This window comes from Streptomyces sp. ML-6 (genome assembly GCF_030116705.1).
In the GTDB taxonomy this organism is placed as follows: domain Bacteria; phylum Actinomycetota; class Actinomycetes; order Streptomycetales; family Streptomycetaceae; genus Streptomyces.
The window spans coordinates 5868886-5882848 of the sequence record NZ_JAOTIK010000001.1; the positions used below are offsets into that span (position 1 = coordinate 5868886).

The window sequence follows — 13963 nt, forward strand, 5'->3', positions numbered from 1 at the left end:
CCCGTCCCCGCTTCCCCGTCCCCGCCTCCCCATCCCTCCCACGGCCGTCCTCCGACGACATGGAGCCGCACATGCCGAACCAGCCCGGCTGGTCCCGCCGCACCCTGCTGACCCTCTCCGCCGCCACCGCCCTGACGGTCGCCCTCCCCGGCTCCGCCACCGCCGCCGGTCCCGCGACGAACACCGCCCCGGGCACCGCACCGGACGCCGACGAGTTCGACACCCTCCGCCGTCGCTGGACCGACATCGCGCTCGGCACCGGCTACGACCCGGGCGCCGAACCCTTCGCCTCCCGCCTGGCCGGGACGGGCACCCGCGCCCGCGGCTTCCGGTCGACGATGAGCCCGGCCGCCGACTCGCTGTGGCCCGGCACCAGGTTCGACCCGCCGTCCGGCATCACCCAGAGCTACAGCCGGCTGTGGACGATGACCCAGGCGTACGCGCAGCCCGGCACCGGCTCGACCGGCGACGCCGCCCTCCTCGCCGACATCCTGCGCGGCTGGGACCACCTGGCCGCCACCGCCTACCACGCCTCCGTCACCCCGTACGGCAACTGGTGGGAGTGGCAGATCGGCAGTCCCCGCCTCCTCATGGACATCGCGGCCGTGCTGTACGAACACCTGGGCCCGGCCCGGATCGAGGCCGCCTGCGCGGCCGTCGACCACTTCATCCCCGACGCCGTCCTGCGCGACTACAGCGGCACCTCCACCGGAGCCAACCGCGTCGACCTGTGCCGCTCCGTCGCCCTGCGCGGCGTCCTCGGCCGGGCACCCGCCGAGGTCGCCCTCGCCAGGGACGCCCTGTCGCCGGTCTTCCCGTACGTCACCCAGGGGGACGGCCTGTACGCGGACGGGTCGTTCGTCCAGCACACCACCGTCGCCTACTCCGGCACCTACGGCCAGGTCATGCTCGACGGCCTCGGCCGGCTCTTCGCCCTGCTCGCCGGATCGACCTGGGCCGTCACCGACCCGAACCGGCAGATCATCCTGGACAGCGTCGAACGCGCCTACGCCCCGCTGATCCACAACGGCCTGGTCATGGACAGCGTCAACGGCCGGGCCGTCAGCCGCGGCCTGCTGAAGAACGACGACCTCCAGGTGATGCGCAGCGACCACTTCCACGGCCAGGGCATCATCGCCGGGATCGCCCTCCTCGCCGCGGGCGCCTCACCGGCCGAACGCGACCGGTGGCACGGCATGATCAAGGGCTGGATCGCCCGGGACCGGACCAGCCCCGTCCTCACCGCCCGCCAGTTCCCCGTCGCCGACCTGGCCCGGCTGCACGCCGTGCAGGCCACCGCCGTCCCGGCCGCGCCGGAACGGGTGGGCCACCACCTCTTCGCCCAGATGGCCCGCGCCGTCCACCGGCGCCCGGACTGGGCCGCCGGCATCTCCATGGCCTCCGCGCGGATCTCGTACTACGAATGCGGCAACGGCGAGAACCCGCGCGGCTGGCACACCGGCGCCGGAATGCTCTACTGGTGGCCGGGCGCGGCGCACAACGACCAGTACACCGACTGGTTCTGGCCCACCGTCGACCCCTACCGGCTGCCCGGCACGACCGTGTCGACCAAGCGGCTCGCCGACCGGGCCGGCGGCGAATGGGGCGCGGCCAAACCCGCCGCGCACTGGGTCGGCGGCGCCACCGACGGCGAGTACGGCGCGGTCGGCCAGCACCTCAAGGGCCTCGGCTCCACCCTGGACGCCCGCAAGTCGTGGTTCTGCGCCGCCGACACCGTCATCTGCCTCGGCGCCGGCATCACCGCCACCGACGGGGTGCCCGTCGAGACGATCGTCGACAACCGCATGCTCGGCGAGAACGGCACCGAGGCGCTCACCGTCGACAGCCGCCCCCGGCCCCGCTGGGCCCATCTGGAGGGTCACGGCGGCTGGGTCCTCCCCGGCGGGGCGGACCTGCGCACCCTGCGCGAGGACCGCACCGGCGCCTGGTCCGACATCAACACCACCAGCTCCACCGAGCGCCGCACCCGCCGCTACCAGACCCTCTGGCTCGACCACGGCACCGACCCGGCCGGAGCCGAGCACGTCTACCTGCTGATGCCCGGCGCCTCCCGGCGCGCCGTCACCGAGCGCGCCGCCGACCGGGGATGGCTGACCGTGCTCGCCAACACCGCCACCGTCCAGGCGGTCGCGGTGCGCGCGCTCGGGCTGACCGCCGCCAACTTCTGGCGCGCGGGCACCGCCGGACCGCTCTCGGTCACGGCCCCGGCGAGCGTGCTCGTACGGCGGCGGCGCGGCACGACGACGCTGTGCGTCAGCGGACCGGACCGCAGCGGCACCCCGGTGGAACTGGTGTGGGACCGGCCGGTGCGCGAGGTCGTCTCCGCGGACCCGGGCATCGAGGTGCGCGCCACCGGCCGGAGCCTGGTCCTCCGGATCGACCCGGGCACCGCGGGCGTCACCCTCCGGTGTGACATCCGGTAGCCGAAAGGTGACCGGAGTGTGTCCGAGTACTGGGATCGGCACCCCTCGCGCGCGTATTCTCATGCGCCATGGGGGAGTTGAGAGCGGACTGGCGGCTGCGGCTGCGACGCGGCGCCGCGGACGGGCCCGTCTGCGGCGCAGGGGTGCTGCTCACCCAGGACCGGGCCCTCACCTGCGCGCACGTCGTGGGGGAGCCGGACGCCCGGATGTGGGTGGAGTTCGCGGAGAACCCCGGCATCGCCCCGGTGGGGGCACGCGTTGCCGAGGGCGGCTGGCTGCCCGGACTCGGCGCGACCCGCGAGGACATCGCGCTGCTCGCCCTGGACAGCCCCCGCCCGCACGCCACCCCCGCCTCCCTCGACCGGAGCCTGGAACGCGGCCGTGAGGTGTGGATAGGCGGATACGCGCGGGCCTTCGCCGACGGCATGTGGCTGACCGGGCGGATCGGCGGGGCGCACGGGGCGTGGATCCAGCTCGACGCCGGACGCAACGAACAGGTGGTGCGCCCCGGGTTCAGCGGGGCCGCCGTGCAGGTGCGCGGCGGCCCCGCCGGACCGCCCGAACGGGTGGTCGGCATGGTCGTCAGCTGGCGCGGCGACCGCGACCTGGCCCTGCCCGCCGACAACGACCTGGCGTTCTCGTACATGGTCCCGATCGACAGGATCGCCGAACTCGTGCCATTGGTCGCCGAGTTGAGCGGCCCGGACGGCTGGGACCACGGGCTGGCGCGGCGGCTGCGGAGATGGTTCGCCGGCGGCGACGAGCCCGAGGTGCGGCTCAGCGTCGTCCCGCACGGCGGCGGACGCGACCGCACCCTGCGCCACCAACTGCACCGCGCCCACCTCGTCTACCGGGCCGGGCGCACCACCCCCGAGGACTTCGTCGACGAGCTGGTGACCCGGCTCCGCCCGCCCCGCCACCAGGCCGCGGCGTACTGCGACTGGCTCCTCACGGGCGGCACCCCGCCGGAACGGCCGCCGGGCACGGGGCCGGGGGGAGCGGGTGCAGGGGGCGCGGTGTCCGGAGGCGCGGGGCCCGGGGGCGCGGTGTCCGGAGGCGCGGGGCCTGGGGGCGCGGTATCCAGGGGCGCGGTGCCCGGAGGTGCGGGCCCCACCCTCGCCGTGATCGGGCTCGACGAGGACCGGCAGCCGCACCGGCTGGTCCCCCTGCTCGTACGGGTCCGGGCACTCGGCTTCCGGGTGCTCGTCGTCGTCCGGGAGAGCGGGGGCCCCGGAGTGACCGAGGTCGCGCGGCACCTGCTGTTACCCGCCCTCGACGACCGGGCCGCCCTGCTGATCCGCCGCGCCGAGGACATCGAGCGGGAATGGGCCGCGCTGAACGGCCTGCTGGAATCGGCCTCCATGGCCCCCCTGCCGCGCACCGACGCGGCCCGCCACCGCCGCCGGCTGGCCGAACTGCGCACCGTCGAGGACCCGCACCGACGACTCGCCGCCCTGCGCGCCCTGCTGCGCGAACTGCGGACAGACCTGGACCGGCACGACCGGCGCACCGGGACGGACCTGCCCGCACCACGCGGCGAACAGGACCGGGCGGAGCAGCGATGAGGATCCCCTGCCCGCACCGCCGCTTCACCGGGGGCCCGTGCGACGGCGCCGTGCAGAGCACCGGCCACTGCGACACCTGCGGACGCGCCGAGGACGGGCCGGGCCTCCCGCCGCTGCCCGCCGACCCCGCCGCGCACGGCCCCGGGAACCTGCTGGAACTGCCCCGGCTCCGGCCCAACCCCCCCGACCGGCGGCTGAGCGCCGCCGTCACCCGGGCCCACATCCGGATGAGCTGCTCGGCCAAGTCCTGCGCCGCCTACTTCATCCCCCCGTACACCGCCGCCCCGCCCCCCGACGAGGGCTACTGCCCCCGGTGCGGCGCCCCCTACTCCTACCGCCCCGAACTCACCAGCGACGGGCCGCTGCTCCAGGACCAGTACCGCATCCTCGGCCCCATCGCCCACGGCGGTCAGGGCTGGGTCTACCTCGCCCACGACACCCACCTCGAAGACCTCGTCGCCGTGAAGGGCCTGCTCAACCGGTACGCGGAACGGGGCGCCGCCCAGGCCGGCGAGGAACGCCGCAGCCTGGTCGCCATCCGGCACGAACGCATCGTCCAGATCCGGGACTTCGTCAGCACCAGCAACGAGGACGGCACGGTCTCCGGCGGCTACATCGTGATGCAGGACGTCGGCGACCGCACCCTCTCCGCGGTCGTCGAGGCGACCCGGCAGGGCACCTTCGTCCTCGACATCGAACACGTCCTCACCTACGGCTGCCAGATCCTCGAAGCCCTCGCCCACCTGCACGGCATGGGATTCCTGTACGGGGACATGAAGCCGTCCAACGTCGTCCACCAGCACGACGGCGTCAAGGTCATCGACCTCGGCGGGGTGCGGGCGATCGGCTCCACCGAACCGCCGCCCGTCATCACCCCCCGCTACGCCGCGCCCGAGATGGTCAGCGGCAGCCCGCTGACCGTCGCCCACGACATCCACACCGTCGGCGCGACCCTGGCCGAGCTGGCCGGCTGGGCCGTCGGCGACGACGTGCCCGGCCTCGGCACCAGCTCGTTCCGGCTGGTGGTGGAGCGGGCCACCGACCCGGACCCGGAACGCCGGTTCGCCGACGCCGACGAGATGGCGGGCCAACTGCGCGGGGTGCTGCGGGAGATCAGGGCACTGCGCGGGAAACGCGACCGGACCGAACCGTCCACCCACTTCACCCCGTCCACCGGACTGCTCGGCGCGCGGCTGGGCACCGTCCCCGACTACGCGCACTGGCTGGCCCGCCCCCTGCACCGCCGCGACGAGATCCGCGAGGCGCCCGCCCTGGACTCCGGGCTCCCCACCCCCGCCGAGATCGCCCGGCGGCTGCCGGTGCCCCGGCCCTACCCCGGGGACCCGGAGGCCGCCCGGTTCCTGGTGAGCAGCTACGACCCCGGACGATTACTGCCCCAGCCCGCCACGGGGGAGCGGTCGGTGGAGATCTGCCTGCACAACGTCCGCCTGCTCCTCGCCAGGGAGGACGGCGAGGCCCTGGCCGCCGCCCGCGAACAGGTGGCGGCGGCCGACGCCATACCGGGCCCCGGCCCGGTGCGGCAGTGGCGGCTCAGCTGGCACCGGGGACTCGTCGCCCTGCGCGGCGCACAGGACCCGGCCGACCGGCAGCGGCTGCTGGCCCAGGCCCTGGACCACTTCACCGCCGTGCACCGCGCCCTGCCCGGCGAGTACGCCACGAAACTGGCCCTCGCCTACGTCGTGGAACAGCTCGGCCCCGACCACCCGCCCGGCCCGGCCCCCTCGGCGTACGAACTCTTCCGGGCCGTGCACGCCCGCAACCCCTCCCACGTCGGGGCGGCGCTCGGCCTGGCCCGGCTGGCCCTGGCCCGCGGCGACCGGGACGCGGCGACCGCCGTCCTGGACCTGGTGCCCGACGAGTCGCGGGACCACGGCGTCGCCCGGATCGCCGCCCTGCGCATCCGAGCGGCCCGGCTCGCCGCCGGGGAACACCCCCTGCCCGGGGTGGCCCGGATCGACGCCGTGCTCGCCGCCGTCCCCCTGCGCGGGGCCCGCACCGGACCGCGGCCGCCGTCCGTCGTGACGGGCGACGAACCGGCCCGGCTGCTGCGCACCGAACTGTACGAGTGGAAGCTCGACGCCGTCCGGGCCGCAGCCGGCGGCAGCCGGCCCGACGGGCGCTGGTGGCGGCGGGGCCTGCCCCCGGTACCGGGGCCCGGCGAGCTCGCCGTACGGCAGGACCTGGCCCGGTGCTACCGCTGGATGGCCCGGCAGTGCAAACAAAGCGCCGACTACGAGAAGCTCATCGACCTCTCGCACGCCGTCCGCCCGCAGGGCCGCTTCTGGCACTCGCCCCGTACCCGTCCCGCCCGAGGGAGTTGAGATGGGCCGCAGCGCAACGCCGACCGGACTCGGGGTCGAGCTGTCCGTCCGGGTCGCGGAGAAGCACCGGCCGGACCGGGACGCCCGGATCGACGCCCACGTGCGGGTCACGGCGGTCGCCACCGGCCCGCGCGACCGCGTCCCCGCCGTCGACATCGCCCTGGTCCTCGCGGTGGACGTCGCCCCCCGGCGCCGCGACGCGGCCGCCGCCGCCCTGGCCGCCGTCATGGACGCCCTGCCCGAGGGGATCTCGTACACCGTGCTGGGCGGCGGCGACTCCCGGTGCTACCCGCTGACCGGCCGATGGGCCCTGGCCGGTCCCGCCGACCGCCGCCGCGCCGCCTTCAGCGTCGGCCGGATCGCCGCCGCGGACGGGCCGCCGACCGGCTACGCGCACCGGCTCGCCACCGCGCGCGAACTGTTCGCCGAACGCGCCCTGCCCGTACGCCACCTGATCCTCGTCACCGACGGCGGCGACCGCGCCGACGGGGACGACCCCGCCCGCCCGGACAGCGCGCTGAACCTCGAACTCGCCCGCTGCGAGGACGCCTTCACCGCCGACGTCATCGCTCCCGGCGCCGACTGGGACCCCGCCCCGCTGCTCGCCGTCGCGGAAGGGCTGCACGGCACCGCCACCGGCGCGCCCGACGACTTCGCCCCCGCCGTCACCGGGGCCCTGGACCGGCTGCGCCGGGTCCGCAGCCCCGAACTGCCCATCGAGGTGACCGTCCGCCCGGTGGTGCACGAGGTGACCCTGACCGAGACCGCCCCCCACCAGCAACGGCTGGAACCGGTCCCGATGGGGGGCGGGGGCGGGCCGCGCCGGCTGGAGTTCCGGACCCACCGCTGGGAACCGGAGTCCCGCGACTACCTCCTGGGCCTGCGGGCCGACGCGAGCGGCGACCCGCTGGACGTGCCCCTCCAACTGGCCGCCGTCTCCGCCGGCGGCGTCACCGAACCGGTCGTGGTCCGCTGGCTGCCGTCCGGGGACGCGGCCGCCACCGCGAGCCCGCCCGGCGTCGCGGACCGGACCGTCCACACCATGAACGTCTCCACCCAGATGCGCACCGCCCTCCACCACGGCTACGCGGCCCTCGACCTGGAACGCCGCGATCGGGCCGAGGCACAGCTCGGGCTCGCGGTCCGGCTCGCCACCGAGATCGCCGCCGACTGGGTCCTGGACGAGGTACGCCGGGTCGCCCGCATCGTGGACGGCCCGCAGGGGCAGGTGCGGATCGGGCCGACCGTCGACCCCGGCACCGTCCGCCAGGGACTGCTCAGCATCGCCTCCGGACACCCCGTGCGCCTGCCCGGGCCCCCGGACGGACCGGCGGGCCGCTGCCCGCACTGCGACCACCCGGCCGGAACCTCGGCCCTGTTCTGCATCGCCTGCGGGAGGCGGCTGTGAACATCCGGACCGTCATGAACAACCGCGCGGGGGAGAAGAACCGGGCCGGAGCGAGGGCCGGAGCCCGGGGCGGGAAGAGGGCCCCGGCCGTGGCCTCGGGCAGTGCCCCCTACCGCTCCCGGACCCGCCGCCTGCTGGAGCGGCACCGCGCCGCGCTGCTGCTGGTCGCCCTGGTCTCACTGAGCGCCCTGCTCCTCCCGTACCGTCAGGTGCAGTCCGCCGCGAGCGAGATGCGCACCCGCGGCGCCCCCGCCGTGCAGGGCGTGGCCGCCACCCAGCTCGCCCTGCTGCGCGCCCACAAGGAGGCCGAGGACTCGGTGGCGGACGGCATCGCCGACGTGGTCGGCGCCGGAGCCCGGTACGAGACCCAACTGGCCGCCGCCGACCAGGGACTGACCCGGCTCGCCGACGTGCAGATCGACGGGGAACGGGGCCGCGGGGCGCTGGAGACCGTGAACGGCCTGCTCACCTCCTACAGCGCCTCCATCACCCCGGCCGTGACGAAGTACGTGTCGAACGAGCCGATGCGGGAGGAGAAGTTCGCCGAGGCCGACACCCTCCTCACCCGGGAAGGCACCGGGGTGGTGCCGCGGCTGGACGTCCTCCAGGGCCACCAGCTGGAACGCATCGACCGGCTCAGCTCGGCCGGCCCCTTCCAGCGGGGCGCCTGGGTGGTGGCCGAGACCGGCCTGCTGGCCATGGCCCTGATCACCCTCTCCGCGCTGTGGGTGCTGCGCACCCGCTGCGGACACAGCCTCGACCTCTGCCTGCTGGTCTCGCTGGCCGCCACGGTCTTCCTGGCCGTGGTCCCGCTGACCGCGACCGTCGTCACCCTGGACCGGCTGGACACCGCCCGCGACGGCCTGGTCCGGATCGAACGGCTGGCCCAGGACCACACCGACCTGGCCCGGTCCCAGCAGAAGGTCACCGAGGAGTCGGCCCAGGTGCGCGCCGGGCTGGCCGCCCGGGACTGGCAGAGCGGCACCTACTACGGGGCGCTCGCCGCCGGCGTGACGATCCTGCTGCTGCCCGCCATCGGCCTCGGCCGGCACCTCAACGCCGACTACCGGAGGCAGGGATGACCGGCCGCCCGCGACACCGGCCGCCGGGGACCGGGACGACCGGACGCCTCCGTGCCGTCCTGTTCGTCCTGTGCCTGGCGCTGACCGCGGCGGGCTGCGGACTCGCCGTGCCCGGCGGCGACGACGGCCGGCCGAAGGTGACGATCCTCGGCCCGTGGACCGGCGACCAGGAGAAACAGTTCAAGGAGGTCCTGGACACCCTCGACACCCCGTACACCTACCAGGGCACCGCCGCCACCCGGGAGGTCCTGCTCGCCGGGGTGCAGGCGGGCGACCCCCCCGACATCGCGATCCTGCCGGGCATCGGGGACCTCGTCGAGTACGCGGCGGAGAAGCGGCTGAAACCGGTGGGGCGCCCGGCCGGTGCCCCGGCGTACGGCAGGCCCTGGCAGCCCGAGGCCGAGGGCATGGACGCGGACCTCTGGGTGCCGCTCAAGGCCGACCTCAAGAGCATCGTCTGGTACCGCACGGACCGACCGCCGCCCTCCGCCCCGGCGCCGCTGCGCTCCTGGTGCATCGGCATGGGCGACGACGGGGCGTCCGGCTGGCCCGGCAGCGACTGGATCGAGGACCTGGTCCTGCAGACGGCGGGCCCGGTGCTGTACGGGCGCTGGGCGACCGGCAAGCTGGAATGGCACAAGGGGCCGGTGGCCCGCGCCTGGCGCCTGTGGGCCGGACTGCTGGCCCAGGACCCGGCGGCCGCCCGGGACGCCCTGAGCAAGGACCACCGGGGCCCGCCCGGCAGGCACGGCCTGCTCTTCCAGGGCGACTGCACGCTGGAGCACCAGGGCTCCTTCGCCCGCTCCTTCTACGGGGACCACCAGGAACAGGTCTCCTTCACGGACTCCGCACGGCTGCTGCCCGGGGGGCCGAGGGCGAAGGGCCGCGAGGTCTCCGCCGACTTCGCCGCGCTCTTCAGCGACTCCCCGCAGGCCCGCGACCTGCTCGCCCGACTCACCTCCCGCCGGGCCCAGGAGGAATGGGGCCGCAGGGCCGGGGTGTTCTCGCCCCACCCCGACGTGCGCGCCCGGAGCGGTACGGTCGAGAAGCGGATCAGCAGCCGCCTCGTCGACCACCGGCTGCCGCTCTGCCTGGACGCCTCCGACGTGATGCCCGCCGCCGTCCGGGAGGCGTTCTACGAGGCGGTGCTGCTCACCATGGCCGACCCCGACGGGCCGGTGAAGCCACGGCTGAAGGACGTGCAGCGGGTCCAGGACGCCCAGCCCGACGGCGTCCCGAGACTGACGGGGGTGTGCAGCAGACCACAGTGAGACTTTGTCGGACCCGCACAAAGACTTACCCGTACTGGCTGGTACTTCGCCTGCACGCGGCTCTGCTTATGTCAGGCCCCACCAGTAAACGGGTCAGGAGACTGTACGGAGTCAACGGCAGGATTTGCTTGTCCGGATCCGTAGGGTCGGTGCATGACCGTTGTGGACGAAATCCCGGGCGAGCCGACCGACACCCGTGGCCGGGTGGCCGAGCTGCTGGCGCTGCGTGAGCAGGCCCGTCGTGGACCGAGTGACCGGGCGACCGAGGCGCAGCATGCGAAGGGGAAGCTGACGGCGCGTGAGCGGATCGGTCTGCTGCTGGACGAGGGTTCGTTCCGTGAGGTCGAGCAGTTGCGGCGGCACCGGGCGTCGGGGTTCGGTCTGGAGGAGAAGAAGCCGTACACCGACGGGGTGGTCACCGGGTGGGGGACGGTGGAGGGCCGCACGGTCTTCGTGTACGCGCATGATTTCCGGATCTTCGGGGGTGCGCTGGGGGAGGCGCACGCGACGAAGATCCATAAGATCATGGACATGGCGATCGCGGCGGGTGCGCCGCTGGTGTCGCTGAACGACGGGGCCGGGGCCCGGATCCAGGAGGGTGTCTCGGCGCTGGCCGGCTACGGCGGGATCTTCCAGCGCAACACGAGGGCCTCGGGCGTGATCCCGCAGATCAGCGTGATGCTCGGCCCGTGCGCCGGCGGCGCCGCCTACAGCCCCGCGCTGACGGACTTCGTGTTCATGGTCCGCGAGACCTCGCAGATGTTCATCACCGGCCCGGACGTCGTCAAGGCCGTCACCGGCGAGGAGATCACCCAGAACGGCCTGGGCGGCGCCGACGTCCACGCCGAGACGTCGGGGGTGGCGCACTTCGCCTACGACGACGAGGAGACCTGCATCGCCGAGGTCCGCTACCTCCTGGGCCTGCTCCCCTCCAACAACCGCGAGAACCCGCCCGCCGTCCCCGGCACCGACCCGGCCGACCGGCGCGGCGACACCCTCCTGGACCTGGTCCCGGCCGACGGCAACCGCCCCTACGACATGCACAAGGTCATCGAGGAGATCGTCGACGACGGCGACCACCTCGAGGTCCACGAACGCTGGGCCCGCAACATCGTGTGCGCCCTGGCCCGGATGGACGGCCAGGTCGTGGGGATCGTGGCCAACCAGCCGCAGTCCCTGGCCGGGGTCCTGGACATCGAGGCGTCCGAGAAGGCCGCCCGCTTCGTCCAGATGTGCGACGCGTTCAACATCCCCATCATCACTCTTTTGGACGTACCCGGCTTCCTGCCCGGCGTGGACCAGGAGCACGGTGGAATCATCCGGCACGGGGCGAAGCTGCTGTACGCGTACTGCAACGCCACCGTGCCGAGGATCTCGCTGATCCTGCGCAAGGCGTACGGCGGTGCGTACATCGTGATGGACAGCCAGTCCATCGGTGCGGACCTGACGTACGCCTGGCCGACCAACGAGATCGCGGTGATGGGCGCGGAGGGTGCGGCGAACGTCATCTTCCGTCGGCAGATCGCCGACGCCGAGGACCCCGAGGCCATGCGCCGGCGCATGGTCAAGGAGTACAGGGCCGAGCTGATGCACCCCTACTACGCGGCCGAACGCGGCCTGGTCGACGACGTCATCGACCCCGCCGAGACCCGCGAGGTCCTGATCGCCTCACTCGCCATGCTCCGCAACAAGCACGCCGACCTGCCGTCCCGCAAGCACGGCAACCCCCCGCAGTAGTCCGCGGAGCGCACAGCACCGCTGCCGAGCCCGCGAAGACCTGCCGAGAAGACGGAGAAACCACCCATGAGCACTGCTGCCGAGTCCGTGCTGCGCGTCGAGAAGGGTCTTGCCGACCCCGAGGAGCTGGCCGCGATAACCGCGGTCCTGCTCGCCCGCGCAGCCGCCCAGCCCACCGCGGCCCCCGCCCACCGGGGCCGCAGCACCGCCGGATGGCGCCGTCTGGAGCGCACGCCGGGCTTCCGGGCCCCGCACTCCTGGCAGGGCTGACAGGACGCTTCCACGCGTGGGGCCCCGCACTCCTCGGGAGTGCGGGGCCCCACGCGTGCGCACGGTCCTCGAAACGGTTCCGTCCCCGGTCCGGGACGGGCGCGGAAGCGGGCCCGCCCCGGACCGGGGACGGCTTGGGGAGGTCTTGCCGACCGGCTAGCGGAGGCGCGCCATGAGCGCGTGCTCCACGAGCGTGATCAGCGCACTCTTGGCGTCCGCACGGTGCCGTGCGTCCGTCGTCAGAATCGGCGTGTCGGGGCCGATCTGGAGTGCTTCGCGGACCTCGTCGGGGGTGTAGGGCTGGTGTCCGTCGAAGCCGTTGAGGGCGATGACGAAGGGGAGCCCGCTGTTCTCGAAGTAGTCGACGGCGGGGAAGCAGTCGGCGAGGCGGCGGGTGTCGACGAGGACGACGGCGCCGATGGCGCCGCGGACCAGGTCGTCCCACATGAACCAGAAGCGGTCCTGTCCGGGCGTACCGAAGAGGTACAGGATCAGGTCCTGGTCCAGAGTGATGCGACCGAAGTCCATCGCCACCGTGGTGGTGGTCTTGTCCCCGGTGTGCGTCAGGTCGTCGATGCCCGCGGAGGCGGACGTCATCACGGCTTCGGTACGCAGCGGATTGATCTCCGAGACGGCACCGACGAACGTGGTCTTACCCACGCCGAAGCCCCCTGCCACCACGATCTTCGCCGAGGTAGTGGAGCGGGCTGCTCCGCCGCTAGAGCTTGCGAAGTCCACTGAGCACCCTTTCGAGCAGTGTCACATCTGGCTGGCCGCCGGCGGACTCGTTGCCGCCGGGCTGATGGATGGCGACGAGTCCGGCCTCGGCCAAATCGGCCACGAGGATCCGGGCAACGCCGAGCGGGATCGAGAGCAGTGCCGAAATCTCGGCGACCGACTTGATCTCGAAGCACAGCCGGCAGATCCGCTGGTGCTCGGGCAACTGCCCTTGCAGCCGGGACGGATCAGCCGTGGTACTGACCAACGCCTCAATGGCGAGTTGGTAGCGCGGTCGGGTCCGGCCACCTGTCATGGCGTACGGACGGACCAGAGGGTTGTGCGCGGCGGGCATGGCCGGTTCGGGTGCCTGCCGCGGCTGCACGGGCTGAATGCGGGGGGCCTGGGGCGCGTCGTAGCGGTGGGGGCGCTGCGAGGGCCACCCGGGGGCCTGCTGGGTGCCCTGCGGCGGCTGCTGGGGCTGCTGCGGCTGCCGGTAGGGCTGCTGGGCGCCCCGTCTGCTGGGGGTGGAGGGGAAGTTGAACCGGTTGTCCCCGTGCTCACCCGATGCGTTCCGGCCACCGTCGTACTGGTGTCCGCCTGGGGGTGTTGTCACGATTCCCTCCTCCGCCTGCCGGTCCCGATCCCGGTGGGTCCGCGCCACCGCACTTTATGGCGCGGTGGCGCGAAACGCACTGTCTGTCTGTTAGTTAAGAAGACTTCCTTGGAGTTCGGCGCGGAGGTCCGGGGTCAGGACGTTGCCCGCACGGTCGACAAGAAGGGCCATTTCGTACCCGACCAGGCCGATGTCGGCGTCCGGGTGGGCGAGGACGGCCAGCGAGGAGCCGTCCGAGATGGACATGATGAAGAGGAATCCCCGCTCCATCTCCACGACCGTCTGATTCACGGCGCCGCCCTCGAAGATGCGGGAGGCGCCCGCGGTCAGCGAGGTCAGGCCGGAGGCGACGGCCGCCAGCTGGTCGGCGCGGTCGCGGGGGAATCCTTCGGACATGGCCAGCAGGAGTCCGTCGGCGGAGACCACCACCGTGTGGGACACCCCGGGGGTGTTGTCCACGAAGTTGGTGATCAACCAGTTCAGATTCTGCGCCGCCTGGCTCATCGGGCTC

At 73.8% G+C, this 13963-nt stretch carries 11 protein-coding genes; 8 read left to right on the forward strand and 3 right to left on the reverse strand.

What is annotated here, in order from left to right:
* Positions 1-59 precede the first annotated feature (59 nt).
* From OCT49_RS26055 to OCT49_RS26090, 8 genes are all read left to right on the forward strand, one after another.
* Entirely contained in the window at positions 60-2444 is a 2385-nt protein-coding gene (locus tag OCT49_RS26055) for a polysaccharide lyase 8 family protein (protein ID WP_502963421.1), read from the forward strand.
* Positions 2445-2512: 68 nt separating this feature from the next.
* Positions 2513-4009 (forward strand): S1 family peptidase, encoded by a 1497-nt coding sequence (locus tag OCT49_RS26060; RefSeq protein ID WP_283854247.1) that lies wholly within the window; start codon positions 2513-2515, stop codon positions 4007-4009.
* Positions 4006-6351, forward strand: a complete 2346-nt coding sequence (locus tag OCT49_RS26065; protein WP_283854248.1) for a serine/threonine protein kinase — start codon at positions 4006-4008, stop codon at positions 6349-6351. Before OCT49_RS26060 ends, OCT49_RS26065 begins: the two co-directional genes overlap by 4 nt.
* Position 6352: 1 nt before the next feature.
* A complete protein-coding gene (locus OCT49_RS26070) occupies positions 6353-7759 on the forward strand; it encodes a vWA domain-containing protein (protein WP_283854249.1) in 1407 nt (468 codons plus the stop codon).
* Positions 7756-8841 (forward strand): GlnX family signal transduction membrane protein, encoded by a 1086-nt coding sequence (locus OCT49_RS26075; RefSeq protein WP_283854250.1) that lies wholly within the window; start codon positions 7756-7758, stop codon positions 8839-8841. The genes OCT49_RS26070 and OCT49_RS26075 overlap by 4 nt, the downstream gene beginning before the upstream one ends.
* Complete coding sequence (locus OCT49_RS26080) at positions 8838-10112, forward strand: carbohydrate ABC transporter substrate-binding protein (protein ID WP_283854251.1); 1275 nt, start codon at positions 8838-8840, stop codon at positions 10110-10112. The genes OCT49_RS26075 and OCT49_RS26080 overlap by 4 nt, the downstream gene beginning before the upstream one ends.
* Before the next feature lie 153 nt (positions 10113-10265).
* Positions 10266-11849, forward strand: coding sequence for an acyl-CoA carboxylase subunit beta (locus OCT49_RS26085; RefSeq protein WP_283854252.1), 1584 nt, complete (start codon positions 10266-10268; stop codon positions 11847-11849).
* A 66-nt stretch (positions 11850-11915) separates the two neighbouring features.
* Positions 11916-12119, forward strand: a complete 204-nt coding sequence (locus OCT49_RS26090; protein WP_283854253.1) for an acyl-CoA carboxylase subunit epsilon — start codon at positions 11916-11918, stop codon at positions 12117-12119.
* Positions 12120-12275: 156 nt separating this feature from the next.
* Here the strand turns inward: OCT49_RS26090 and OCT49_RS26095 are convergent, their stop codons facing one another.
* The 3 genes from OCT49_RS26095 to OCT49_RS26105 all read right to left on the reverse strand — a co-directional run bounded on the left by OCT49_RS26095 (position 12276) and on the right by OCT49_RS26105 (position 13956).
* Complete coding sequence (locus tag OCT49_RS26095; RefSeq protein WP_014048542.1) at positions 12276-12857, reverse strand: GTP-binding protein; 582 nt, start codon at positions 12855-12857, stop codon at positions 12276-12278.
* Positions 12838-13452, reverse strand: a complete 615-nt coding sequence (locus tag OCT49_RS26100; RefSeq protein ID WP_283854254.1) for a DUF742 domain-containing protein — start codon at positions 13450-13452, stop codon at positions 12838-12840. Before OCT49_RS26100 ends, OCT49_RS26095 begins: the two co-directional genes overlap by 20 nt.
* A 90-nt stretch (positions 13453-13542) precedes the next feature.
* On the reverse strand, positions 13543-13956 hold the full coding sequence (locus OCT49_RS26105) for a roadblock/LC7 domain-containing protein (RefSeq protein ID WP_266365203.1): 414 nt from the start codon (positions 13954-13956) through the stop codon (positions 13543-13545).
* Positions 13957-13963 lie beyond the last annotated feature (7 nt).